Raw genomic sequence first — 25,827 nt, forward strand, 5'->3', positions numbered from 1 at the left:
AGCAATGGGAGCGGCGGTTCGCCGATGCGACTTGCCCCGCGATGCGTTTGCGGTTGTTGCAAATTTTGCAAAACACCGTTGCATCTAAGACTAAGGTCGTCTGGTTGGCGTCCAGCGGCAGCATAAAGTGGAGTCGGGTTCTCCCTAATCTGTGCTGCTAGGACAAAAACAATGAACGACAGCATTTACCAATCGATACAGAACAGTCCCCGCTTCAAGGAACTGGTCACCAAGCGCGAGCGTTTCGCCTGGATCCTCTCGGCGATCATGCTCGGCCTCTACTGCGCCTTCATCCTCCTCATCGCCTATGGTCCGCACGTGCTGGGCGCCAAGCTCAGCGCCGGCTCGTCGATCACCTGGGGCATCCCCCTCGGTGTCGGGCTGATTCTCTCGGCATTCGTGCTCACCGCGCTCTATGTGCGCCGCGCCAACGGCGAATTCGACGAGTTGAACAAGGCGATCCTCGAGGAGGCCAAGCAATGATCCGACACGCCAAAACCCTGGCCGTACTGGCCTGCGGTGCCTTCGCACCCGCCGTGTGGGCCGCCGATGCCCTGACCGGCGAGGTGCAGAAACAACCGCTGAACGTCGCTGCCATCGCCATGTTCGTGGCCTTCGTCGCCTTCACCCTGGGTATTACCTACTGGGCCTCCAAGCGCAACAAGTCGGCGGCTGACTACTATGCCGCCGGCGGCAAGATTACCGGTTTCCAGAACGGCCTGGCGATCGCCGGTGACTACATGTCGGCGGCCTCGTTCCTGGGTATTTCCGCGCTGGTGTTCACCTCGGGCTACGACGGCCTGATCTACTCCATCGGTTTCCTGGTCGGCTGGCCGATCATCCTGTTCCTGATTGCCGAACGCCTGCGCAACCTGGGCAAGTACACCTTCGCTGACGTGGCCTCGTATCGCCTTGGGCAGAAGGAAATCCGCACCCTGTCGGCTTCCGGTTCGCTGGTGGTGGTGGCGTTCTACCTGATCGCCCAGATGGTGGGTGCTGGCAAGCTGATCGAGCTGCTGTTCGGCCTGGACTACCATGTGGCGGTGATCCTGGTTGGTATCCTGATGTGCCTGTACGTGCTGTTCGGCGGCATGCTGGCCACCACCTGGGTGCAGATCATCAAGGCGGTGCTGCTGCTGTCCGGCGCCAGCTTCATGGCATTGATGGTGATGAAGCACGTCGGCTTCGACTTCAACACCCTGTTCTCCGAGGCGATCAAGGTGCATGCCAAGGGCGAGGCGATCATGAGTCCGGGTGGCCTGGTCAAGGATCCGATCTCGGCGTTCTCGCTGGGCCTGGCGCTGATGTTCGGTACCGCCGGCCTGCCGCACATCCTGATGCGCTTCTTCACCGTCAGTGACGCCAAGGAAGCCCGCAAGTCGGTGCTCTACGCCACTGGTTTCATCGGTTACTTCTACATCCTGACCTTCATCATCGGCTTCGGCGCGATCCTGCTGGTCAGCACCAACCCCGACTTCAAGGATGCCGCCGGCGCCCTGATCGGCGGCAACAACATGGCGGCGGTGCACCTGGCCGACGCGGTGGGTGGCAGCGTGTTCCTCGGCTTCATCTCGGCAGTGGCCTTCGCCACCATCCTCGCGGTGGTCGCCGGCCTGACCCTGGCCGGCGCCTCGGCGGTGTCCCATGACCTGTACGCCAGCGTCTGGCGCAAGGGCAAGGCCAACGACAAGGACGAGATCCGCGTGTCGAAGATCACCACCGTCGCCCTGGGCGTGCTGGCGATCGGCCTGGGCATCCTGTTCGAGAAGCAGAACATCGCCTTCATGGTCGGCCTGGCCTTCTCCATCGCCGCCAGCTGCAACTTCCCGGTGCTGCTGCTCTCGATGTACTGGAAGAAACTGACCACCCGCGGCGCCATGATCGGTGGCTGGATGGGCCTGGTCAGTGCGGTGGGCCTGATGATCCTCGGCCCGACCATCTGGGTGCAGATCCTCGGTCATGAGAAAGCCATCTACCCGTACGAGTACCCGGCACTGTTCTCGATGATCATCGCCTTCGCCGGCATCTGGTTCTTCTCGGTCACCGACAAGTCCAAGGCCGCCGAGAACGAACGTGCGCTGTTCTTCCCGCAGTTCGTCCGCTCGCAGACCGGCCTTGGGGCCAGTGGCGCGGTATCGCACTGATAGCTTGAGCTGAACACACAATGCCCCGGCCCATGCCGGGGCATTGTGCTTCCAGCGTTGTCGCGTCACCTGCCGCTAGGAAATTTCTTAGGCTCGCTCGGAACGGTCTTAGTCATCGCCGCGACGTGTTCACCAATACTTCTCCTCACCTGCTGGCCATGCGCCGGCAGGCATTGACCACTTCAAGGAGATCAGATTCGTGAAACGTACGTTACTCGCCCTTCCCCTGGCCATGTTCTTCGCCGGCTCCGCTTTTGCGGTGGACCCGATCGAGAAGCAGGTCCAGGTGACCGCCCAGGTGCCGACCGACGCTTTCTTCGTCGAGCCGGTGGGCGGCAACTGGATGAACGACCCGCAGGAAATGGCCTGGAACTCGTATCAGGCCAAGCTCGATCCGATCCGCAAGGAATTGCAGGTCAAGAGCACCGTGGGCCCGATCACCGCCTATCTGGTTTCGCCGGCGGTCATCGCCAGCGGCACCGAAAACATCGGCCTCGACGTCAAGGTCGGCGACACCGTGCTGCAGACCACCCCGGCCGAAGTCGTCAGCGCCACCCAGGCGGCACCTGGCGCGATCATCGGCTTCGAGGTGGCGGCCCAGCCCGCGCCGGCTACCGGTTATGTGCCTGGCAACTACCAGGGCCTGGTGAGCATGATCTTCGAAACCGCCGCACCCTGAGCCCTCCCTCTTCGTTCATCCGTTGTTCCCCCTGACCCTCGGCTCCCGCCGAGGGGCGGGTGGGTATTGCCTGCAAGCGACGCCTCATGACCAATCATTCCACCCTGGCGGCCATGGGCCGCTGGTTGCTGCTGCCGGCCTGGCTGGCCGCCCATTCGCCCGCCAGCCCGGCCGCCGGCAATGCCCTCGGTGCCATCGATGGCCTGCCGCGTGAGTTCGAAGCGCATTTTTTCGATGTGCCGCTGGCGGTCCGGGTCGACCTCGATGGGCGCTATCTCGGTGATGCCATGGTGGTGCTCAGCCGCGATCAGCGCGTACAGCTGCTGGAGTTCACCGACACCCTCGACAGCCGTGAACCGGAAAGCCTGCGCCGCCGCTGGCGTGAGCGCCTGATTGACGGCCGCCCCTTGGGGGACTGCCGCGTCGATTGCCCCGACGGCCTGCGCGCGGTGCACTACAGCCTGGTGAACTCGCAGTTGTCGCTGTTGACCGACCAGGCCGAGATCGCCGATGTCAGTGAACGTTTTCATCGTCAGCCGGAGCAGGGCAGCTATGGGCTGCTGCTGCGCAACCAGCTCAACCTGGTCAATGACGGCCATGCCACCAGTGGTCGTTATGCCTTGCAGGGCCAGGGCAGCGTGGGCAACTGGACGACCTTGGCCGACGGCCAGCTCGACCGGGGCAGCGATAGTCGCCAGGGCACGCGCCATCGGGTCGACCAGCTGTATGCCGAGCGCCTGGTGGAAAACCAGTTCTACCGGCTGGGCTACTTCACCCCCAGCGCCCAGGGGTTGACCCGCCAGCCCCGGCTGATGGGCAGCACGGCCGATACCACCCTCGGCTTGATGCTGGGCAGCAGCGACAGCCTGGCCATCGACACTGGCGCACCGAGTGCCACGCCGATCTACGTTACCCCCAATCGTCCCGCCGTCGCCGAGGTCTACCGCAACGGCGTGCTGATCAACAGCCAGCCGGTGCAGCCTGGATTGCAGACCCTCGACACCAAGGTCCTGCCCGGGGGCATTTACGAAGTCGAGGTACGCCTGGTCGAAGACGGCCAGGAAACCTCGCGCACTCAGGAGTTCATCTACAAACCCAGCAACTGGCGCAGTACCGATGTGCCCTGGCGCTACAACCTTTACCTGGGGCGCCAGAGCACGTTGCTGAGCAACTGGGAGCGTGACACCGACGACAGCCTCGCCGCTGGCGTGCTGGCCAACTACATGCTGCATCCACGGGCGATCCTTGGCTTGTCGGCGCAGCGTGTCGATGACGCCATGCAGTACGGCACCTCGCTGGACTGGGACCTGCGTGAGCGTTTCAAGCTGTACGCCAACCTGTTCCAGACCCAAGGCCAGGGCAACGGCTACGACTTGCAGCTGATCCATGCCTACGACAGGGGCTCGCTGGTTGCCAGCCACAGCCGAACCTGGCTGGCGCGCCCCGACTGGAGCCGCTTTGACGATGAAGCATCGCGGCCATTCCAGGCGCGCCAGACACAGTCGTCATTGTCGTTGAGCCACCGTCTCGACCCACGCAACACCGCCAGCGTGCGGCTTTCGCATGCTGAAGGCGCCAATGCTGGCACTGGCCTCGACCTGGGTTGGTCTTACTACGGTCGTCTGTTGGGCTCGGACGCCAACTGGCGACTGTCGCTGTTCGATCGTCCAGGCACGGCAGCCACAGGCGAGTCTCGCAGCCGCGGGGTCAACTTGAGCCTGAGCATGAGCCTGGGTGGCGGCAGTGGCCGGCGTGTATCGGCCAGTGTCGGCAGCCGCACCTCGCGAGACGGTGGGCGCGACCTCAACGCCTCGCTGGCCTACCAGCAAGATGTCGATATCGGGCCACTGCGCAGCGTCGGCGCCACGCTCAGCGCGGACCGCTACGGCGCGGGGCTTGGCGGCGACACCCAGTTCGAGAACCAGGTCGTGCACGGCGATGCCTATGTCCAGCGCTCGTCCTACAGCGGCGACTTCAACGGTGGCCTCAATCTGGAGAGCATGGTGGCCGTGGGGGCCGGCAAGGCGGCCATGAGTGGTCAGTACCTGCCGCACCAGGCCGGGCTGATCGTCGACGTCGACACCGATATCGACGGGTTGAAGCTGCGCGCCGACGACCGCCATGGTGGTTCCGCCAACCTGCGGCCTGGGCGCAACGTGATCCCGGTCGCAGCCTACAAGGCCGGGCACGTGCAGTTCGATTTCGAGGGCAGCGCCGCCACCGCGGCGGTAATCCAGCCCGCGAGCCTGGACTATCACCTCAACCGCGGCGGTATCGAATACCGCCAAGTGCGGGTGTTGCGCACGGTTACCGTGCTGGGTCGCCTGTTCGACGAGCATGGCAAGCCGATGCGCGGCGCCCAGGTGATCAACCATGCCAGCCGCAGCGTCACCGAGACCGATGGTTTCTTTGCGGTCGAGATGAGCGAGTCGACCCCGACCCTGGAGATCCGTCAACAGGGGCAGGCGGTATGCCTGCTGAGCCTGGACATGAGCACGTTGGCGCGGGAGGACGATGTGCTGCTGGCAGGCGACCAGCGGTGCGCACCCGAGATTGCCAAGGTGGCCACGGTCGCGCGCGGAGGGCAGGGCTAGCGTGTCTGGCCCGGGCAGTGGCTTTGCACCAAAGGTTTACCGGATTACAGGAAATTTCCGAATACCCAGCGGGAAGGATCCCGCTGGTTCTGCCATGGCTACATGGCCATACCCCACCGATACTTTCCCGTCACCCACGTACGGAGCTTTGACCATGAACATCCTCCGCCTGCTGGCCCTGGCGCTGCTGGCCTTGCCCTTGGCCGCCAGCGCCGCCCCCGAACTCAATGTCGGGGCGTTGTACGACTACCTCGATGGTGGTAAGAGCACCTTGCTCAAACGGGTGCGCAACGGCGGCGACACCACCGCCTTCGTCAAGGTCAGCGTCGCCGAGCTGGTGTATGACAGCGCTGGCGTGGCCCACGAGGTGGACACCGATGGCCTGCCACTGGAGCAGCGCGGCCTGGTCGCCAGCCCGGCGCGGCTGATCGTGCCGGCCCAGGGTATGCAGGCGGTGCGCCTGCTTTACCGTGGTTCGCGAGAGCAGGAGCGCTATTTCCGCCTGCGCTTCGTGCCGGTGCTGCCGGAGCTGGGCGACGGCTTCGCCGTGGATGAGCAGGAAGCAGAAAAATACCGTGACAGCCTCAAGGCCGGGGTCAACTTGCTGGCCGGATATGGTTCGTTGCTGTTTGTCAGGCCCGCCGAGACGCGCTTCCAGACGCCGGTACGGCGCGAGGGCGGTCGTTTGACGGTCGTCAACCAGGGCAATGCCACGGTCGTGCTCGACCATTTCCGCCAATGCTAGGCTGCGGGGCAGGATTGTGATCCTGCCACCAAGCATCATCTTCTGCCTGGCCGTACCCGGCAGTTCAGCGGGGAAGTGGGCAAGGTTCACCAGTTCGAGCTACATGAGGGCGATAAGCCCCGTGCGATGGTGGTGGAGGGATGATCGTGCTTTCCTCTTCCACAAGCCGGCGAGGGTGGGGACGCTGGGCCTGGGCTACCTTGCTGTGCGGGGTCATGCCATTGGCCAGCGCACTGGAAGTGACCATCAGCGCCCAGTATAGGGGGGGCGGGTCGGGGCGCTTCGAGAATACGACACCGTCGGGTGGTCTATGTAGGCAGTGGCCCGCAACTTGCCGCGGGATCACTACGGTCGACCTGCCCATTACATTCACGAAAAAAGCGGTACAGGAAGCAGCGGATCCTCGAAACGAATTCTTCCTCCAGCTCCCAGGGCGCCGGGAGGTCGATGTCTATCACGATGAAACAGGCGAACCGCGTCGGATGAGTTTCGAATGGACGTTGTTCAGCGTGACTGCCAAAAGTCCAAGTCTCGATCGCAACCCAGCGTTTAACCGAATACTTGGCGGATGCGTTTCCGGTGGCGGGGCGTCGGGTAGTTGGGGGGATGGTAGGGCGAAAGTGCTGTGGCGTCCGAGCGATTCAGTCACTCCCGCGCCATGCTGGTCACGTAGCACCTATGCCCCTGCAGGTACCGTGATGCAGGCTGACGTGGAAGAGCTCAGCATCGGCTTCAACATGAACATACCTCCCCCTTATCGGCTAAAGGCCGGTACCTACCGAGGGAGCATCACCTACCGCATCGGCCCCGGCGGAGATTTCGATTTCGGCAACGATGTGAGCAACCTGAGCGGAGACAGCCTTACGGTCAATTTCGAACTCGATGTACAGCATGCCTTCATGTTCGAGTTCCCGCCGGGATCCGATCGGGCCGTGCTGGAGCCCAGAAATGGCTGGCAGGCGTGGCTGGCAGGTGGCAAGGCGCCGCAACGTCTCTATCGCGATTTGCCGTTCAGGGTGTGGTCCACGGGCCCGTTCAAGGTCTACAAGCTCTGTCAGTACGACACGGGCGCGAAGTGTGCCATCAAAAACGATGGAGGAGAGCAGGTACCTGTTGATGTTGCCATGAGCCTGCCTGCGGGTGTCCAGCATCGGGGCCAGGCGGTGGAGCGGCTGCCTTTGCCCACCGGGCGACTCGCGGCGTTGCAGTTCGAGGCAGCGATGCCGACCCTCAATCGACCCGGGCAACTGCATTTCGAGGTAGGGCGCAACGATGTACAGGCCATGCTCCAGCATCCCGGCAGCACTTATACCGGCCAGGTCACCGTGGTCTTCGACGCCGAGCTGTAGCCGGCTGATATGGTGCACGAGGTAAACGCCATGCACAGAGTCCTGGTGGTCGACGACCACCCCTTCATCCGCAGTACCGTCTGCATGCTGCTGCGCCAGCAACGCCTGGAAGTAGTCGGCCAGGCCGACAATGGCATCGATGCGGTACGCCTGGCCCGTGAGCAGGCGCCGGACCTGGTGATTCTCGATATCGCCATGCCGGGCCTGGATGGGCTGGAAGTGATCGCTCGGATCAAGGCGCTGGGGACGCTCACGCGTATCGTGGTACTGACCTCGCAACTGGCCGAGTCCTACTCGTTGCGTTGCATGCAGGCCGGGGCCGTGGGGTATGTGTCCAAAACCGATGACCTCGATGAGCTCGGCAAGGCGGTGCGCGCGGTGCTGTCTGGCTACAGCTACTTTCCCGAGGTGGCGCTCAGCTCGGTCAACCGCCAGGACCTGCAGGCAACCGAGGCACAGTGCATCGCCAGTTTGACCGATCGCGAGCTGATGGTCCTGCAGCACCTGGCGCGAGGCTATAGCAACAAGGCCATCGGCGAGGCCATGTTGCTGAGCAACAAGACCATCAGCACCTACAAGATTCGCCTTCTGGAAAAGCTGCGACTCAGCTCGTTGATCGACCTGGCGGATTTCGCCCGTCGCAACGCGCTCATCTGAGCGCTGTCGTCCCGTGTTCCTGCGTGCCTTGCTGATAGGGATACTGGGGTGTCTGAGCTACCTGCCAACCTGCGCCGCCGTGCAACTGCATGCGCGCCCCGCGCCGCAGACGTCGCCGCCGGTCCTGGACAACGCGCAGCTGCGCTGGCTGTGGGAGCACCGCGAGTTGCGCCTGGGCGTGATCGCCCGTGACAACCCACCGTTCGACATGCTCACCACGGGGCAGGCGTATGAGGGCATCACCGCCGATTACGTCGGGCTGCTGGCGAGCCAACTGCGCCTCGAAGTACAGCTGCAGGTGTTCGCCTCGTTCGCCGAGGCGGCGACAGCCTTGCGCCAGGGCAATCTCGACCTGATTGGTTCGGTCAGCCCCCCGCAGGCTCTCGAGGCCGGGCTGCGACTGTCTTTGCCCTATGCGATGGATCGTCCGCTGCTGATTGCCCCGCAGCACAACGCCCAGGAGCAGATCCGCAGCGGTGCCAGCTTCAGACTGGCGCTGGTCGATGGCTATCGCCCGAGTCGACAAGTCCAGGCGCTGTATCCCATGGCCGAGATCCAGCTCCATCCCTCGCCCTTCAGTGCCCTCGCGGCCCTGGCGCTGGGAGACGCCGACCTTTATCTGGGCAGCATGCTGGGTAGCCGCTATCTGCTGGGCCGCAACCAATGGAGCGCAGCCGAGGAAATCGGCCAACCGGCCCTGGCGCGTCAGGCCGTCGGTTTCGCCATGGCACCTGACAACGTACCCTTGATTGGCATGGTTGATCGCATCCTGGGGGGGCTGGGTGAGCACCATGACGACATCCTTGGGCGTTGGAATACGTTGCCTGCCGCTTTACGCCGATCGTCAGGCGTTGCCCTGAGCGAAGCCGAGCGGCGTTGGGTGGCCGAGAATCCTCGGGTCAGTGTCCTTGTGGATGAGCAAGCGATGCCATTGAGCTTTCGCGATGGCAAAGGGCAACTGCAGGGCCTGAGCCTTGATCTGCTGCAATTGATTGGTCGGCGAACCGGCCTGGAGTTTCAGGTCGAGGCGGGCGGCAATGCGGCGCAGATGGTCGGGCAGGTACGCCTGGGAAAGGCACAGCTGATTGCCGGCCTGCCCTACAGCCCGGCGCGTGGAGAGCTCCTGCGATTCAGTCGTGGCTACCTGAGTTCTGCGCATGTGCTGGTAGCGCTGGAGCACGCCAGACGGCCGGATGATCTGGGACAACTGAGCGGCCAGCTGCTGGCCTTGGTCGAGGGCAGTGCAGCGCAGGATCTGCTGGCCCAGGCGCACCCGGGGATCCTGCAAGCGCCGGTCGGCGGTGCTCTGGAGGCGGTGCACGCGGTGGCTGCCGGAAGGGTTGCGGCAGCCGTGCTGCCCCTCGACCAGGCCCGGTTGCTGGTTGCTCGTTGGTACCCCGGGCGCCTGCGGATCAACAGCCTGGCCTTGCCGGTGGCGCATTTTGCATTCGCCAGCAACCAAGCAGAGGCGCATCTGCAGAGTATCCTGGACAAGGCGCTGCTCGAACTGGCCCCGCAGGAAACCGATGCGCTGGCCCGGCGCTGGCGCAGTCCGATGATCATTGCCGCCAGCGGCTGGCAGCGCTACCGGACCCAATTGCTGGTAGGGTTTTTCGGCGCCTTTGCCGCACTGGCTGTGGCCGCGTTGTGGATTCGCTACCTGCGCCGCCTGCAGGTGCAACTGCGCCGTGCCAAACGAGAGGCAGAATCGGCCAACCAGGCCAAGACCCACTTTCTGGCAGCCATGAGCCATGAAATCCGCACACCGTTGCACGCTCTGCTGGGCATGCTGGAACTGGCGCAGCGCAAGGCGGGTCAGGGCGTACTCGATCACCTGGCCATCGAGGTGGCAGCCGACGCCGCCCGAGGATTGCAGGAACTGATCGGCGATATCCTCGACGTGACCCGCATCGAAGCGGGCCAGTTGCAGTTGACGCCGATGGTGGTATGCCTGCGTGAGCAGGTGACGCAGGTTATCCAGTTGTTCGAGCAACAGGCCCGTGGCAAGGGATTGCGGCTTGATCTCACGGTTCAAGGCGATGTTGACCGCCCGGTGCTGCTCGACCCGGTGCGCTTGCGGCAGGTGCTGGCCAATCTGTTGAGCAATGCAATCAAGTTCACGACGCAGGGACGGGTCCAGGTGAGCATTTGCGCTCAGTCCCGTGGCGATTGCCTGGTGGTAGGCTTGAGCGTCGAGGACACCGGTATCGGCATTGCCAAGGCGGAACTGGCCGAGCTGGGCCAGCCATTTCGCCAGGCCAGCAATCAGCGCCAGTCGCCACGCAACAGCGCGGGGCTTGGCTTGGGCATCTGCCGCAGTTTGTGCCAGTTGATGGGCGGTCACTTGCAGTTGAGCAGCGAGCTGGGCAAGGGCACCCGGGCGCAGATCCACCTGGAACTGGCAATCCAGTCGCTGGATCTGGCAGTACCTGCAGTACCACCGCGCAGCGATGTCCCGGTGGGCGACTTACGGTTGCGCGTGCTGGTGGTGGACGACTACCCGGCCAATCGCTTGCTGTTGGCTCAACAACTCGATTACCTCGGGCATCAGGCCCGGGTTGCGGAAGACGGGACGCAGGCACTACGGCTGTGGTTGAACGAGCACTTCGATGTTGTCATCAGCGATTGCAGCATGCCGCGACTCGACGGTTATGGCCTGGCCAGGGCGATTCGTCTGCATGAGCGGCGCAGGGGCAGGGCGGCGTGTCGGATAGTCGGGCTTACCGCCAGCGCGTTGGCGGACGAACGGCGTCGTTGCCGTGCGGCCGGCATGGATGATTGCCTGTTCAAGCCGCTCGACTTGCAGGCGCTGGTGGGCGTGCTGGCCGGCAGTGCGGCCAGGCAGGGCAAGCGTTTGCCGGATGGGGAGGCACGTGGGGCGAAATTCGATTTCGAGCATCTGCGCCAGTTGGCGGGCGGTGACCTGGACGCGCTGGAGGCGGTGCTGGCCGATCTGCGGCGCAGCAATCGTGATGACCTCGCCTGCCTGGCTCTCCTGGAAAGTTCAGCCGAGGATCCTCAGGCATTGGCGGCACTGGCGCATCGGGTCAAGGGCGGCGCACGCATCTTGCGCGCGGTCGACCTGATCACCGCCTGCGAGCGGCTGGAGGCCAGTTGTGCCAGCGAACCCTTGCATCTTGAGCGGCTGCACCGTGATGCCCAGGTCTTGCGTGTGGTGATGCAAGACCTGGAGCACTATCTGGGCAGCCGCGCTCAGGCCTGAGCGTGATGCCAGGCCAGGTTCATATCCTGCCCAGCAACAAGAGAATCAGCAGGACCACCAGCACCACGCCGATGATGCCGGACGGGCCGTAACCCCAGGAGCGGGAGTGAGGGAAGACCGGTAAGCCACCGATCAGCAGCAGGATCAGGATGATGATGAGGATCGTGGTCATGGCGGAGTCCTTGCGTGATGGAAGGGCTGGAGCGCAGCGGTAGCCGCTTAATGGTTCCGACCGGTGCCCTTGGCTAAAAATTCAATCCGCCTGCCTGGCGATTGAAATACCTGCCGCCCGATACTGGCGTATTCAGCAATTTGATGCCGTACCGGCAGCCAGGGTGTTGTGGCTAGACTCCAGCCATTCCCACTGTTCAAGGCGCTCCACCATGCACAACCGAATGATGATCACTGGCGCCGGCTCCGGCCTTGGCCGCGAGATTGCCCTGCGCTGGGCCCGCGAGGGCTGGCAGTTGGCCCTGGCAGACGTCAATGAGGCGGGCTTGCGCGAAACCCTGGCTTTGGTGCGTCAGGCCGGAGGCGACGGCTTCACCCAGCGCTGCGACGTGCGCGACTACAGCCAGCTCACCGCCCTGGCCCAGGCCTGCGAGGAGAAGCTCGGTGGGGTCGATGTGATCGTCAACAATGCCGGGGTGGCCTCGGGCGGCTTCTTCGCCGAGTTGTCCCTGGAAGACTGGGACTGGCAGATCGCGGTCAACCTGATGGGTGTGGTCAAGGGCTGCAAGGCGTTCCTGCCACAGCTCGAACGCAGCCGTGGGCGGATCATCAACATCGCCTCGATGGCGGCGCTGATGCAGGGGCCGGGCATGAGCAACTACAACGTGGCCAAGGCCGGTGTGCTGGCGCTGTCCGAAAGCCTGCTGGTAGAGCTGCGCCAGGTGGAGGTGGCGGTGCATGTGGTGTGCCCGTCGTTCTTCCAGACCAACCTGCTCGACTCGTTCCGTGGGCCGGACCCGGCGATGAAGGCGCAAGTGGGCAAGTTGCTGGAAGGCTCGCCGATCAATGCGGCCGACATCGCCGAGTATATTCATGAACGGGTGGCTGCCGACGAGTTCCTGATCCTTCCCCATGAAGCCGGGCGCCAGGCCTGGAAGCTCAAGTGCCAGGCACCTGAGCGGCTATACGACGAAATGGCGGACATGGCGGTCAAGATGCGGGCAAAGTCACGTAAAGCTAATTAATCAGCGAATTGCTGTAGGCTTTCTTTACCTTCACAAGTAGGAAATGTCTATTTCTGCGGCGAAGGATTGAGTAGGCGAAAGCTGGCGAGGCAGTCTCCGATTTTCCCTTGAGCGAGAGGCAACGGAGATGCTGGTTATCGGACGCGAAGTGGGCGAGGTCATCGTCATTGAGGGGGGCATCAGGATTCAGGTGATGTCGGTGGAGAACGGCCAGGTGCGCTTCGGCATCTCTGCACCTCGAGAGGTGGAGGTGCACCGGGTAGAAGTCTACAAACGTATCAAGGCCCTGGAACTGGAGAAACAGCGGGCCTGACAAGCCGTTACTCCAGCAGTTCCCGCGGTACTTCATGCCGGGCCAGCAACTGGCATTGCTGGCTTTCCAGGTCGAACAGGATGAACGCCTGCCCCTTGGTCAGCGCCTGGCGTACCCGCAGCACCCGTGTTTCCAGCGGCGTGTCGTCGCCATTGTCGGTGCCGTCGCGGGTGACGAAGTCCTCGATCAGGCGGGTGAGGGTTTCGCTTTCGAGTTGGTCGTGAGGAATCAGCATGGGTTTGGGCAGTGGTTGATGGGGATGTGCGCATGCTACGTGAAAACATCTGTCATGCGCAGTCGATTGGCGCAGGAGGCCTGTGCAGGAGCGGCGCAGCGCCGCTCCTGCAGATTGCTCTCAGCCCTTGTTGCCCACCAGGCTGTCCACCGCCGGCACCCGGGTGTCGCTTTCCATCTGCGCGTCGTGCTCCAGCTGGTGGCTGAAGCGCTCCAGTGAAGCACTGGCCGGTTGCGAGTCGCTGGCGAACACCGGCGGGCTGAGCAGGTAGGCGCTGAGCAGCCGGCTGAGCGCCGCCAGGCTGTCGATATGGGTGCGCTCATAGCCGTGGGTGGCATCGCAGCCGAAGGCTACCAGGGCGGTGCGGATATCGTGCCCGGCGGTCACCGCCGAGTGAGCGTCGCTGAAGTAGTAGCGGAACAGGTCTCGGCGCACTGGCAGGTCGCGGTCGCCGGCCAGTTTCAGCAGGTGGCGCGACAGGTGATAGTCGTAGGGCCCGGACGAGTCCTGCATGGCCACGCTCACCGCGTGCTCGCTGGACGCCTGCCCCGGTGCCACCGGTGCGATGTCGATGCCGACGAACTCGCTGACGTCCCAGGGCAGGGCGGCCGCGGCACCCGAGCCGGTCTCCTCGGTGATGGTGAACAGCGGGTGGCAGTCGATCAGCGGTTGCCGGCCACTTTCGACCACGGCCTTGAGCGCCGCCAGCAACGCAGCGACACCGGCCTTGTCGTCCAGGTGGCGTGCGCTGATATGGCCGCTTTCGGTGAACTCCGGCAAGGGGTCGAAGGCGACGAAGTCGCCGATGGCGATGCCCAGTGCTTCGGCATCGGCGCGGGTGGTGCAGTAGGCGTCCAGGCGCACCTCCACATGCTCCCAGCTGATCGGCATCTGGTCGATGGCGGTGTTGAAGGCGTGCCCGCTGGCCATCAGCGGCAGTACGCTGCCGCGGTACACGCCGGTGTCGGTGAACACGCTGACCCGGCTGCCTTCGGCGAAGCGGCTCGACCAGCAGCCCACCGGTGCCAGGGCCAGGCGGCCATTGTCCTGTAACTGGCGAACGCTGGCGCCGATGGTGTCCAGGTGCGCCGAGACGGCACGGTCGGGCGAGCTCTGACGGCCCTTGAGGGTGGCGCGAATGGTGCCGCGGCGGGTCAGCTCGAAGGGGATGCCCAGCTCATCCAGGCGTTCGGCGACGTAGCGCACGATGGTGTCGGTGAAACCGGTGGGGCTGGGGATGGCGAGCATTTCCAGCAGGACGCGTTTGAGGTAGTCGAGATCGGGTTCGGGGTGTCGTTCGGGCATGAGGATTTCTCCTTGACGCAGTAATGGGCCCTATCGCGGGACCACGCCCATCCCCACGCGACCAGGCGTGGGGATGGGCTTGCCCCGCGATGAATTCAGGCTGGTAGCCGGCTGTGGGGAAACAGCAGGTCGACGAAGCGCTCGGCCGTCGGTTGCGGTTCATGATTGGCCAGCCCGGCGCGCTCATTGGCTTCGATGATCACGTAGTCCGGGTGCTCGGCATCGCGGACCATGAAGTCCAGGCCGACCACCGGGATCTCCAGGGCGCGGGCGGCGCGCACGGCGGCGTCGGCCAGTACCGGGTGCAGGCGCTCGGTGACATCCTCCAGGGTGCCGCCGGTATGCAGGTTGGCGGTGCGGCGCACGGCCAGGCGTTGCCCGGCGGGGAGGATGTCGTCGTAAACCAGGCCTGAGCCTTTGAGCGTACGTTCGGTCTCGTCGTCCAGCGCAATGCGGCTCTCGCCGCCCGTGGCGGCCTGGCGCCGACGGCTCTGCGCTTCGATCAGCGCGCGGATGCTGTGCTTGCCGTCGCCGACCACCTGCGCCGGGTGACGGATCGCCGCCGCTACCACTTCGAAGCCGATCACCAGGATGCGCAGGTCGGAGCCGGCATGGAAGCTCTCCAGCAGCACACGGCTGTCGAAACGCCTGGCCTGTTCCACGGCATGGCTGACTTCATCGATCGTCGTGAGGTTGACCGCCACCCCTTGGCCCTGCTCGCCATCGACCGGCTTGACCACCACCGCGCCATGCTCGTCGAGAAACGCCAGGTTGTCGTCGGCATTGCCCGCCAGCTTTTGCGCCGGCACTTGCAACCCGGCGTTGTGCAGGGCTCGTCGGGTCAGGCGCTTGTCCTGGCACAGGGTCATGGTCACGGCGCTGGTCAGGTCGCTCAATGACTCGCGGCAGCGGATCCGCCGCCCGCCCAGGCTGAGGGTGAACAGGCCGCTGGCGGCATCGTCGACCTGCACCTCGATGCCGCGCCGCAGCGCTTCATCGACGATGATTCGCGCATAGGGGTTGAGCGTCGCTTCAGGGCCAGGGCCGAGAAACAGTTGCTGGTTGATACCGTTCTTGCGCTTGATGGCGAAGGTCGGCAGGTTGCGAAAGCCGAGCTTCTTGTACAGCCGCTTGGCCTGGCGGTTGTCGTGCAGCACCGACAGGTCGAGGCAGGCCAGGCCGCGGCTCATGAAGTGCTCGATGAGGTGGCGTACCAGCACTTCGCCGACGCCGGGCCGCGTGCAATGCGGGTCCACCGCCAGGCACCACAGGCTACAGCCGTGCTCGGGGTCGTCGAAGGCCTTGCTGTGGTCCAGGCCCATGACACTGCCGATCACCGCCTGGCTGTCCTCGTCCTCGGCCAGCCAGTACACCGGCCCGCCGAGTTCGCGGGGGGTGAGCAGCTCGGGGTCGACCGGCAGCATACCGCGGGCCTGGTACAACGTGTTGATCGCCTGCCAGTCCGCCGGACCCTGCGCCCGGCGGATGCGGAAGCCGCGGAACACCCGTTGCGCGGGGCGGTAGTCGGTGAACCACAGGCGCAAGGTGTCGGAGGGGTCGAGGAACAGTTGTTGCGGGGCCTGGGCCAGCACCTGCTGGGGCGCCGCGACATACAGCGCGATGTCGCGCTCGCCCGCCTGCTCCTGCAGCAGGTCTTCGGCCAGGCTGAGCGGATCGGGGTAGGTATGCCCGATCAGCAGCCGCCCCCAGCCACAGTGCAGTGCCCGTGGCCGGTCGTGAGGCTCGCTGCCATCTCCGGCCAGGCGCGCCTGCAGGCGCTCGTAGGACGGCGCCTGGCCGCGCAGCAAGCGCTGGCCGTAGGCGATCTCGTGGGCTTTCATCGGTCAGATTCCTTGTTCGCTGAGCCACAGGTTCAGGGCCGCCAGTTGCCACAGCTTGGAGCCGCGCAGTGGCGTGAGCTGGCCGTGGGGATTGCTCAGCAGGCGGTCGAGCATGGCCGGGTCGAACAGGCCGCGATCCTGGCTTGGGTCGGTCAGCAGCTCGCGCACCCAGCCCAGGGTGGCGCCTTCCAGGTGCTTGAGGCCGGGTACCGGGAAGTAGCCCTTCTTGCGGTCGATCACCTCGTGGGGGATGACCCGCCGCGCCGCCTGCTTGAGCACCTGCTTGCCGCCGTCAGGCAGCTTGAAGCGCGCCGGGATGCGCGCCGACAGCTCCACAAGGCGGTAGTCGAGGAACGGCGTGCGCGCCTCCAGACCCCAGGCCATGGTCATGTTGTCGACCCGCTTGACCGGGTCGTCCACCAGCATCACCGTGCTGTCCAGGCGCAGGGCCTTGTCCACCGCGTCCGGCGCGCCGGGGCGGGCGAAGTGTTCGCGTACGAAGTCGCCGGCCGCGTCGCTGTCGAGGCGCCAGGGCGCCTGCACGGTGTCGCGGTACTCGGCGTGGCTGCGGTCGAAGAAGGCCTGGCGATAGGCCGCGAAGGCATCCTCGGCGCCATCGACCTGCGGGTACCAGTGGTAGCCGGCGAACAGTTCGTCGGCGCCCTGGCCGCTCTGCACGCCCTTGCAATGCTTGGCCACTTCCCGTGACAGCAGGTAGAAAGCGATGCAGTCGTGGCTGACCATCGGTTCGCTCATGGCGCGGAATGCCGCCGGCAGTTGCTCGATGATCTCGTGCTCGGCGATGCGCAACTGGTGGTGACGGGTGCCGTAGTGCCGGGCGATCAGGTCGGAGTACTGGAACTCGTCGCCGCGTTCGCCGCCGGCGTCCTCGAAGCCGATGGAAAAGGTCGACAGGTCGTCCACCCCGGCCTCGCGCAACAGGCCGACCAGCAGGCTGGAATCGACACCGCCGGACAGCAGCACGCCGACATCCACCGCCGCGCGCTGGCGGATGGCCACGGCGTCGCGGGTGGCGTCGAGCACGCGGCTGGTCCAGCCCTCCAGGTCGAGTTCGCGCTCGTCCGGGTTCGGGCCGTAGTGCAGCTGCCACCAGGTCTGGCGCTCGACCTCGCCATGGCGGTCGACGCGCATCCAGGTGCCGGGCTCGAGCTTCTGCACATTGGCCAGCAAGGTGCGCGGCGCGGGCACCACGGCGTGGAAGTTCAGGTAGTGGTTGAGCGCGACCGGGTCGATCACCGGATCGATATCGCCGCCCTTGAGCAGCGCCGGCAAGGTCGAGGCGAAGCGCAGGCGCTCGCCGTTGCGCGACAGGTACAAGGGTTTGACGCCCAGGCGGTCGCGGGCCAGGAACAGGCGCTGGTTGTCGCGCTCCCAGATGGCCAGGGCGAACATGCCGTTGAGCTTGGGCAGCAGTGCCGCGCCCCAGGCGTGATAGCCCTTGAGCAGCACCTCGGTGTCGCCGTCCGACCAGAAGCGGTAGCCCAGGTCTTGCAGTTCCTGGCGCAGCTCGGGGAAGTTGTAGATGGCGCCATTGAAGGCCAAGGCCAGGCCCAGGTCATTGTCGACCATGGGCTGCGCCGAGCCGTCGGACAGGTCCATGATCTTCAGGCGCCGATGGCCGAGGGCGATCGGGCCCTGGCTATGGAAGCCCCAGGCGTCGGGGCCGCGGGGCGCCAGGTGGTGGGTGATGCGCTCCACCGCGGCGAGGTCCGCCGGGCGAGGTGCTTGGTCGATGGGGGTGAAACGTAACTCTCCTGCTAATCCGCACATAAGTCCTTACCGGTTTTGCCGTTGGGGAGGGTGTGCCGCGAAAGTGGGCACTTAGGTAGTGACCGGGGCAGGAAGTGAGAGTTTTAGATCAATCCGTTATATAGGGCGAATGGTCGTCTGAGTCGGCTATGGGCCTTTCGCTGGCAAGGCGGCACCTGTGGAAGGGGCCGCCTTACCGGTGATGACGCTTGGCGTGTCAGGCCAGGTTCACCGTTGCCACTGGCTTGCGTGACGCCAGGCTGACCAGCACGAAGCTCGCCAGGCCGATCGCCAGGCTGTAGTAGATCGGCGAGTTGGCGTCCAGGCCGTCCTTGAACATGAAGAACAACGCGGTGGCGAAGCCCAGCGTCATGCTGGCGATGGCCCCGGCGGTGGTTGCGCGCTTCCAGAAGATCGCGCCCATCAGCGGGATCAGCATGCCGCCCACCAGCAGGTTGTAGGCCAGGGTCAGGGCGCTGATCACATCGTTGACCGCCAGGGCGATGCCCAGCACCACCAGGCCGGTGAGCAAGGTGAACAGACGGTTGATGCCCAGGCTCGACTGCTTGCCGCCACGCAGTTTCGGCAGCAGGTCTTCGGTCAGGGTGGTGGAGGCGGCCAGCAGGCCGGCGCTGGCGGTGGACATCATCGCGGCCAGGGCGGCGGCCATCAGCAGGCCACGGATGCCCTCGGGCAGCTGGCCCTTGATCATCTCGGCGAAGGCGTTGTTCGGGTTGGCAAGGTCGGGCATCAGTACATGGGCGGCCATGCCGATCAGCGCGCAGGCCAGGCCGTACAGCACGCAGTAGACACCGGCGGTGGTGCCGGCGCGCTGGCAGACCTTCTCGTCACGGGCGGTGAACACCCGCTGCCAGATGTCCTGGCCGATCAGGATGCCGAAGAAGTAGATCAGGAAGTAGGTGATGATGGTGTCCCAGCCGATGGTGGTCCAGCTGAAGCTGGCCGCCGGCAGCTTGGCCACCAGGGCGTCCCAGCCGCCGGCCTTGTACAGGCACACCGGCAGCAGGATGAACATCAGGCCCACGGTCTTGATCACGAACTGGACGATGTCGGTCAGGGTCAGCGACCACATGCCGCCGATGGTCGAGTACACCACCACCACGCCGCCGCCGAACAGCAGCGCCATCCAGAAAGGCACGTCGAGCAATACCTGCAGCACGGTGCCCATGGCCAGCGTCGAGGTCACCGCGATCATCAGCGCGTAGGCGAGCATGATCGCCGCGCTGGCCTGGCGGGCCATCGGGTTGTAGCGGCGCTCCAGCACCTGGGTCACGGTGAAGATCTTCAGGCGCAGCAGCGGCTTGGCCAGGAACAGGTTGAGGGCGATGATCCCCAGGCCCAGTGCGGCGCACAGCCAGAAGCCGGAGATGCCGTGCACATAGCCCAGGCGCACGGTGCCGACGGTGGAGGCGCCGCCGAGCACGGTGGTGGCCATGGTGCCCATGTACAGGGTCGGGCCGAGGTTGCGCCCGGCCACCAGGTAGTCTTCGTGGGTCTTCGCGCGCCGCATGCCGTACCAGCCAAGCGCGAGCATGCCGGCGGCATAGATCAGTACAACGATGATGTCCAAGGCCATTGGGGGTCTCCCGATTATCTTTATTATGGCGAGATCGGCCGTCCGGACGGTGCAAGGCGCCCGGCGGTTCTGTCTTGTGTTGGCGGGCCTCTATGGCCCTCCCGAATGGCTCCTGCCGGGGTGTTTCTATGCTGGCGTCGTGACGTCTTCATCGCTTGCAAGCCAGCTCCCGCAGGAAGCCGGCTTGCCAGCGATGAGGTATCAGCGGCGTACCACCCCTGGCAGCACGCAGAGCATTTCGAACAGCAGGTTGGCACCCAGCAACGAGGTGTTGCCGGTGGTGTCGTAGGGTGGGGAAACCTCGACCAGGTCGCAGCCGATCAGGTCCAGGCCCTGGCAGCCGCGGATGATCTCCATCGCCTGGATGGTGGTCAAGCCGCCGATCTCCGGGGTGCCGGTGCCGGGCGCCCAGGCCGGGTCGATGCCGTCGATGTCGAACGACAGGTACACCGGGCCGCCACCGACTTTCTCGCGCACTTCGGCCATCAGCGGCGCCAGCGACTTGTGCCAGCACTCCTCGGCCTGCACCACGCGAAAGCCCTGGCGGCGGCTCCAGTTGAAGTCGTCGGCGGTGTAGCCCTGGGCGCGCAGGCCGATCTGCACCACGCGGTCGCAATCGAGCAGGCCTTCTTCCACGGCGCGGCGGAAGGTGGTGCCGTGGGCGATCTTCTCTCCGAACATGTGGTCGTTGACGTCGGCGTGGGCATCGATGTGGACCAGGCCGATCTTGCCGTGCTTCTTGTGCAGGGCACGCAGGATCGGCAGGGTGATGGTGTGGTCGCCGCCCAGGGTCAGCGGGATGACATTGTGCTCGACGATCTCGTCGTAGGCCTCTTCGATGATGCGAACGGCGTCGAGCAGGTTGAAGGTGTTGATCGCCACGTCACCGATGTCGGCCACCGACAGCGAGTCGAACGGGGCGGCGCCGGTGGCCATGTTGTAGGGGCGGATCATCACCGACTCGGCGCGGATCTGCCGCGGGCCGAAGCGGGTGCCGGAACGCAGCGAGGTGCCGATGTCCAGCGGCACGCCGATGAACGCGGCGTCCAGGCCTTCGGCGCTTTGCAGGTGGGGCAGGCGAAGCATGGTGGCGATGCCGCCGAAACGCGGCATTTCGTTGCCGCCCAGTGGTTGGTGGAGAATCTTGTCCACGGTGGGCCTCATCAGTCGGTCGATTGTTCTGTTTGTTCGAACCTGTGCCGCCGCGCGCCTGGATCATCTGGTCATGCTGGCGGGCAGGGACATTTCGCCGCAGTCTGCGCAAGGTAGTGGTCGGGAAGAATCGCTACCGACAAATACTTACTTCAGGATTCTCTGAACTATCGGCCGGCAACCGGGTTAGACTCTGGCGATTTCCACCCTGCGGACCCTGCGCCATGGCCTCATCGCTGCCCGACCTGAAACTGCTGCGCATCTTCGCCAGCGTGGTGCGCCACCAGGGGTTCGCCAATGCCCAGCGTGACCTCAACCTGTCGACCTCGGCGATCAGCACCTACATGAGCCAGCTGGAAAGCGCCCTGGGCATCGTGCTCTGCCACCGTGGCCGGGGCGGCTTCAGCCTGACCAGCAAGGGTGAACTGTTCCACCAGGAGACCTTGCGCCTGCTCGGTGAGCTGGACGGTTTCGAACAGTACGCCGCGGCGCTCAAGGGCGAGCTGCGCGGCACCCTCAACCTGGGGGTGATCGACTCCACCGTTGGCGACAGTGCCCTGCCGCTGGCCGAGGCCATCGGCGCCTACAGCCAGGAACACCCGGCGGTGCACCTGCATTTGTCGGTATCGAGCCCCTACGAACTGCAACTGGGCGTGCAGGACAACCGCCTGGACCTGGCCATCGGCGCGTTCTCGTCGCGCATGAGCGGGCTGGTCTACCAGCCGCTGTACCGTGAGCAGCACTGGCTGTATTGCAGCAGTCGTCACGCGCTGTTCGGCGAGCGGCGCATTCCTGAGCCGGTGATCACCCAGCAGCGCATGGTCGGACGGGGCTACTGGAGCCAGGCCGAGCTGGCCAGGCATGGTTTCAAGCACAGCGCGGCCACCGTGGAGAGCATGGAGGCGCAGTTGATCCTGATTCTCTCCGGCGCCTACATCGGCTACCTGCCCGAGCACTACGCCCAGGCCTGGGTCGACAAGGGCGACCTGCGCGTGCTGTCGCCAGCCACGTTCGGCTACCAGGCACCGTTTTCCCTGATCATCCGCCGTGGCCGCAGCCGGGAACCGTTGATCCAGACCTTCCGCGACCTGCTCAAGAGCCAGCTCAACGTAGGGTGAGGCCTGTCGCGTTGTGAACATTCCGTCAGGGCGGGCGAATTTCCTACAAAACTTGACCGCTGGCATGCTGGCCTTCTGCTAAATATCTACTTGCTTTGATGATTTTCCCACTCATCTGGATAAGCAAGGGATCGCCAACGATGCGCATGAATTTGCCCGTCACCGAGCACGAAAGAACCTTTTCCCAAGACCAGCGGCTGATCTCCACCACCGACCTGAACAGTCGCATTACCTATTGCAACGACGCATTCGTGGCCATCAGCGGCTTCACCTACGACGAACTGGTCGGCCAGCCACACAACCTGGTGCGTCATCCCGACATGCCGCCGGCGGTCTTCGGGCATATGTGGGACACCATCAAGCAAGGCAAGCCGTGGATGGGCGTGGTCAAGAACCGCGCCAAGAATGGCGATTTCTACTGGGTCAGCGCCTATGTCACGGCGGTGTACGAGAACGGCCGCATCAGTGGCTACGAATCGGTGCGCTCGGTGCCAAGCCGGGAGCAGATCCGTCGGGCGGAGAAGCTGTATGCCCGTCTGCGGGCGGGGCGCTCACCGGTAGCGCTGGCGGCGCGCTTGGGGCATGGCATCGGCCATGGCTGGCCGCTGATCGGTGCGGGCCTGCTATCGGCCGCCGCTTACCTGTGGTTGCCCCCCTATGCGGCGCTGGGGGTGCTGATGGCCAGCCTGCTGGCGGCCTGGTACGTGGTCGAGCACCGGCAGAACCAGTCGATCCGCCGTACTCTCGAAGAGCACCCCAAGGCCTTCACCAGCCCGCTGGTGGCCCTGACCTACAGTGACAACCCCGGCCTGCAGGGCCAGCTCGACCTGGCCATCATCAGCGAAGAGGCGCGCCTGCAGACCGCGCTGACCCGCCTGGTGGATGCCGGTGTCGGGGTCAAGTCACGGGCCGCGCAGTCCGCCGGGCTGTCCGATGCCCAGGCGCAGATGCTCGACCGCCAGCGCAGCGAGACCGACCAGTCGGCCACCGCCATCGCGCAGATGGCGGCGACCATCCAGCAGGTGACCCATAACGTGCAGACCACCGCCCACGCCGCCAGCGACGCCGACCAGCTGGCCCAGCAGGGCAGCGACCTGGCGCAGCAGAGCCTGCGCGCCATGGGCAGCATGAACGAGGCAGTCAGCGACATCGGCCAGGCAGTCAATGCCCTGGCCGAGCAGACCCAGTCCATCGGCAGCGTGGTGGATGTGATCACCTCGATTGCCGAGCAGACCAACCTGCTGGCGCTCAATGCCGCCATCGAGGCGGCGCGGGCCGGCGAGCAGGGCAGGGGCTTCGCCGTGGTGGCGGACGAGGTGCGGTCGCTGGCGCAGCGCACCCGCGCCTCGACCGAGGAGATCCACCACATCATCTCCACCCTGCGTTCCGGTGCCGACCGTGCTGTGGCCAGCGCCAGCCGTGGGCAGCAGATCTCCAGCGACAGCGTGCACAGCGTCGAGGCGGTGCAGGAGGCGTTGGCGGGGATCGCCCAGGCGATCAGCCGCATCACCGGCATGAGCCAGCAGATGGCCACGGCGTCGGAGCAGCAGAGCCATGTGGCCGAGGATATCAACCAGCAGATCGTGCGCATCGCCCATTTGTGCGACGAGAGCGCGGGGCAGGCCAAGCAGGGCGCCGAGATCAGCCAGGACCTCGAGCGCATGGCGGAGTACCTGCACAGCCTGGCGGAGCGGTTCAACCGGTGATGTGCGTTGCCTTCATCACTGGCAAGCGGGCTTCTACAGGGACAGCGCAAGGCTTGAGGTTCGCGCGGTCGGTGTGGGAGCCGGCTTGCCGGCGAAAGGCCCGCAAAGCGGGCCCAAATTTCCAGCCTGTGGCAAAATCCCTCCGCCAACGGAGACCCCCATGCCCAGACCCCGCTGCGAGCGCTGCCAGCGCCCGCTCGCCCATTGCCTCTGCCCACTGATCCCGCACCTGGACAGCCGTACCCGCGTGGTCGTGTTGCAACACCCCAGTGAAACCGGCCACGCCTTGAACACGGCACGCCTGGCGGCCCTTGGGCTGGTCAATGCCGAGCTGCGAATCGGCGAGGTGTTCGATGACCTGGCGACCTTGCTGGCGACACCGGGTTATCGCCCGGTCCTGTTGTTCCCGGGTGATGAGGCAGAAGTCCTGCAGGCATACGGGCAGGGTGATGATCTGCCATTGCTGCTGATCGTACCCGACGGTACCTGGCGCAAGGCACGCAAGATGCTCTACCTGAACCCGCAGCTGGAAGCGTTGCCACGGGTGACGCTGGGCGAAGTCCTGCCTTCGCGCTACCGGTTGCGCAAGGCACCTGAGCCAGGCGCCGTATCCACCATCGAGGCGATCGTGCAGGCGCTGAACGTGCTGGAAGCGCCTGCTGGCTTCGATGCGTTGTTGCGCCCGTTCGAGGCGTTGATCGACGGGCAGATCGCAGCCATGGGCGCGGAAACCTTCGAGCGTAATCACGGCCAGGGTTGATCAAACGGTTGGCTGTGCCGGCCTTATCGCGGGGCAAGCCCGCTCCCACTGATATCCAGATAGCGGTCAGCGCTCGCGCAACGCCTCGGTCCGGGCCTTCATCACCGGCTTCAACAGATAGTCCAGCACGCTCTTCTGCCCGGTAATGATGTCCACCGTGGCGACCATCCCCGGGATGATCAGCAGCGGCTTTTTGTCGCCACCCAGGTGGTTCTTGTCGGTGCGCACCTGGATCAGGTAGAACGCATTGCCCTTGTCGTCGGTGACGGTGTCCGCGCCGATCAGTTCCAGCTTGGCCTTGAGCCCGCCATAGATGGTGTAGTCGTAGGCGCTGAACTTGACCATTGCGGTCTGCCCCGGGTGCAGGAACGCCACGTCCTGCGGCCTTACCTTGGCCTCGATCAGCAGGTTGTCCTCGATCGGCACGATCTCCACCAGGTCGCTGCCCGGCTGCACCACACCGCCGATGGTGTTGACCTTGAGCAGCTTGACGATACCGCGCACCGGCGACACCACGGTGGTGCGGTTGACCCGGTCGTCGATGGCGATGCTGGTGGCGGTGATCTTCGACAGTTCGGTGCGTTTGTCGTTGAGCTCCTTGGCGGCGTCGGAGCGAAAGCTTGCGTCCGATTCCTGGATCTTGCTGCGGATCTCGGCGATCGCCGCTTCGGCGCGAGGGATGGCCAGGTTGGTCGCGTTCAGCTGGCCGCGCGCCTCGACGCTGCGCTGCTTGAGGCGCAGGATCTCCACCGGGGAGATGGCGCCCTTGCTCACCAGCGGCGAGGACATGTCCAGCTCCTGCTGCAACAGGCCCACTGCCGAGCGGTACTGGTCGACCTTGGAACGGAACTCGGCCAGCTCCTGAGTCTTCTGCCGCAGCTGTTCATTGAGGGTCTGCTTCTCGCTGGTCAGGCGGCGCTGGCGTGATTCGTACAGCGCGGCCTCGTCCTCGGCCACCTGCGGCGCCTTGGCGCGGACTTCGCTCGACAGCACGAAGGGGCGGCCTTCGGATTCGGCCGACAGGCGCTCCACCTGCGCGCTGAGGGCGTAACGGTCGGCCTCGCTTTCACCTTTGTTCGACTTGAAGCGCGTGTCATCCAGGCGCAGGAGGGTGGCGCCCTTGTCGACCATCTGCCCCTCGCGCACGAAGATCTCGGTGACGATGCCGCCTTCGAGGTTCTGCACCACCTGCACCTTGCTCGACGGGATGGCCTTGCCTTCGCCGACGGTGACTTCATCGAGCACCGCGAAGTTGGCCCAGACCAGCGCCACCAGCAGCAGGATCGCTGCCAGCCACACGGTCAGGCGCGACAGGCTGGGGGACTCCTGCAGGGTGGCGCCGGCCAACTCTGGCATATAGTCGCGTTCGGCGCGGCTGTCGCCGCCCTGGAGGTAGCTGCGCACGCTGTGGCTGATGGGCATGTTCTACCTCCGATGCAGGCC

20 protein-coding genes and 2 pseudogenes are annotated in these 25,827 nt (G+C 65.0%); 14 read left to right on the forward strand and 8 right to left on the reverse strand.

Translation table 11 applies throughout. The features are described from left to right. The first annotated feature begins 171 nt into the window (after positions 1-171). The 8 genes and pseudogenes from ACODS9_RS16875 (at position 172) to ACODS9_RS16910 (ending at position 11,391) form a co-directional block, all read left to right on the forward strand. Complete coding sequence (locus tag ACODS9_RS16875; protein WP_023629970.1) at positions 172-483, forward strand: DUF485 domain-containing protein; 312 nt, start codon at positions 172-174, stop codon at positions 481-483. Beyond that, the gene (locus ACODS9_RS16880) at positions 480-2,144 is read left to right on the forward strand and encodes a cation acetate symporter (RefSeq protein ID WP_038706600.1); all 1,665 of its coding nucleotides are present in this window, start codon (positions 480-482) and stop codon (positions 2,142-2,144) included. The genes ACODS9_RS16875 and ACODS9_RS16880 overlap by 4 nt, the downstream gene beginning before the upstream one ends. A gap of 199 nt (positions 2,145-2,343) precedes the next feature. Next, the gene (locus tag ACODS9_RS16885; protein ID WP_046854580.1) at positions 2,344-2,823 is read left to right on the forward strand and encodes a CS1 type fimbrial major subunit; all 480 of its coding nucleotides are present in this window, start codon (positions 2,344-2,346) and stop codon (positions 2,821-2,823) included. 86 nt (positions 2,824-2,909) lie between these two features. Continuing rightward, on the forward strand, positions 2,910-5,417 hold the full coding sequence (locus ACODS9_RS16890; protein ID WP_489094335.1) for a CS1-pili formation C-terminal domain-containing protein: 2,508 nt from the start codon (positions 2,910-2,912) through the stop codon (positions 5,415-5,417). 154 nt (positions 5,418-5,571) lie between these two features. After that, positions 5,572-6,306 (forward strand): annotated as a pseudogene (locus ACODS9_RS16895) (fimbria/pilus periplasmic chaperone). 554 nt (positions 6,307-6,860) lie between these two features. Beyond that, positions 6,861-7,511, forward strand: coding sequence for a hypothetical protein (locus ACODS9_RS16900; protein WP_489094336.1), 651 nt, complete (start codon positions 6,861-6,863; stop codon positions 7,509-7,511). Between the two features lie 30 nt (positions 7,512-7,541). Next, positions 7,542-8,168 (forward strand): response regulator, encoded by a 627-nt coding sequence (locus ACODS9_RS16905; protein WP_489094337.1) that lies wholly within the window; start codon positions 7,542-7,544, stop codon positions 8,166-8,168. A gap of 13 nt (positions 8,169-8,181) precedes the next feature. Continuing rightward, entirely contained in the window at positions 8,182-11,391 is a 3,210-nt protein-coding gene (locus ACODS9_RS16910; protein WP_489094338.1) for an ATP-binding protein, read from the forward strand. Positions 11,392-11,410: 19 nt separating this feature from the next. Here the strand turns inward: ACODS9_RS16910 and ACODS9_RS16915 are convergent, their stop codons facing one another. Beyond that, the gene (locus tag ACODS9_RS16915; RefSeq protein WP_046854586.1) at positions 11,411-11,563 is read right to left on the reverse strand and encodes a DUF3309 family protein; all 153 of its coding nucleotides are present in this window, start codon (positions 11,561-11,563) and stop codon (positions 11,411-11,413) included. Positions 11,564-11,774: 211 nt separating this feature from the next. Between ACODS9_RS16915 and ACODS9_RS16920 the strand changes: the two genes are divergently transcribed. Together ACODS9_RS16920 and ACODS9_RS16925 are read left to right on the forward strand one after the other, a co-directional pair. Continuing rightward, positions 11,775-12,587 (forward strand): SDR family oxidoreductase, encoded by an 813-nt coding sequence (locus tag ACODS9_RS16920; RefSeq protein ID WP_046854587.1) that lies wholly within the window; start codon positions 11,775-11,777, stop codon positions 12,585-12,587. Between the two features lie 127 nt (positions 12,588-12,714). After that, positions 12,715-12,900, forward strand: coding sequence for a carbon storage regulator (locus ACODS9_RS16925; RefSeq protein WP_401106268.1), 186 nt, complete (start codon positions 12,715-12,717; stop codon positions 12,898-12,900). A gap of 7 nt (positions 12,901-12,907) precedes the next feature. On the opposite strand, the gene ACODS9_RS16930 is transcribed toward ACODS9_RS16925, so the two are convergent. The 6 genes from ACODS9_RS16930 to speB form a co-directional block, all read right to left on the reverse strand. Beyond that, positions 12,908-13,135 (reverse strand): YheU family protein, encoded by a 228-nt coding sequence (locus ACODS9_RS16930; RefSeq protein ID WP_401106266.1) that lies wholly within the window; start codon positions 13,133-13,135, stop codon positions 12,908-12,910. A gap of 120 nt (positions 13,136-13,255) precedes the next feature. Then, entirely contained in the window at positions 13,256-14,440 is a 1,185-nt protein-coding gene (locus ACODS9_RS16935) for an osmoprotectant NAGGN system M42 family peptidase (RefSeq protein WP_367858215.1), read from the reverse strand. Positions 14,441-14,535: 95 nt separating this feature from the next. After that, positions 14,536-16,281: an N-acetylglutaminylglutamine synthetase gene (gene ngg, locus ACODS9_RS16940; protein WP_401106263.1), complete on the reverse strand. Its 1,746-nt coding sequence runs from the start codon at positions 16,279-16,281 to the stop codon at positions 14,536-14,538. A 3-nt stretch (positions 16,282-16,284) separates the two neighbouring features. Then, on the reverse strand, positions 16,285-18,072 hold the full coding sequence (locus tag ACODS9_RS16945; RefSeq protein ID WP_489094339.1) for an N-acetylglutaminylglutamine amidotransferase: 1,788 nt from the start codon (positions 18,070-18,072) through the stop codon (positions 16,285-16,287). 196 nt (positions 18,073-18,268) lie between these two features. Further along, the gene (locus ACODS9_RS16950) at positions 18,269-19,648 is read right to left on the reverse strand and encodes a sodium:solute symporter family protein (RefSeq protein ID WP_046854592.1); all 1,380 of its coding nucleotides are present in this window, start codon (positions 19,646-19,648) and stop codon (positions 18,269-18,271) included. Positions 19,649-19,849: 201 nt separating this feature from the next. Then, positions 19,850-20,800, reverse strand: coding sequence for an agmatinase (gene speB / locus ACODS9_RS16955; protein WP_489094340.1), 951 nt, complete (start codon positions 20,798-20,800; stop codon positions 19,850-19,852). Positions 20,801-21,024: 224 nt separating this feature from the next. On the opposite strand from speB, the gene ACODS9_RS16960 reads away from it, so the two are divergent. From ACODS9_RS16960 to ACODS9_RS16975, 4 genes and pseudogenes are all read left to right on the forward strand, one after another. After that, entirely contained in the window at positions 21,025-21,918 is an 894-nt protein-coding gene (locus ACODS9_RS16960; RefSeq protein WP_046854595.1) for a LysR family transcriptional regulator, read from the forward strand. Positions 21,919-22,064: 146 nt separating this feature from the next. Further along, positions 22,065-22,367 (forward strand): annotated as a pseudogene (locus ACODS9_RS16965) (PAS domain-containing protein); the annotation flags it as partial. 228 nt (positions 22,368-22,595) lie between these two features. Then, positions 22,596-23,624, forward strand: coding sequence for a methyl-accepting chemotaxis protein (locus ACODS9_RS16970; protein ID WP_442963667.1), 1,029 nt, complete (start codon positions 22,596-22,598; stop codon positions 23,622-23,624). A gap of 160 nt (positions 23,625-23,784) precedes the next feature. Beyond that, the gene (locus ACODS9_RS16975; protein ID WP_401106255.1) at positions 23,785-24,384 is read left to right on the forward strand and encodes a tRNA-uridine aminocarboxypropyltransferase; all 600 of its coding nucleotides are present in this window, start codon (positions 23,785-23,787) and stop codon (positions 24,382-24,384) included. Positions 24,385-24,450: 66 nt separating this feature from the next. Here the strand turns inward: ACODS9_RS16975 and ACODS9_RS16980 are convergent, their stop codons facing one another. Continuing rightward, complete coding sequence (locus tag ACODS9_RS16980; RefSeq protein WP_489094341.1) at positions 24,451-25,806, reverse strand: HlyD family type I secretion periplasmic adaptor subunit; 1,356 nt, start codon at positions 25,804-25,806, stop codon at positions 24,451-24,453. Positions 25,807-25,827: the final 21 nt, after the last annotated feature.

It is taken from the genome of Pseudomonas sp. FG36 (assembly GCF_057809275.1).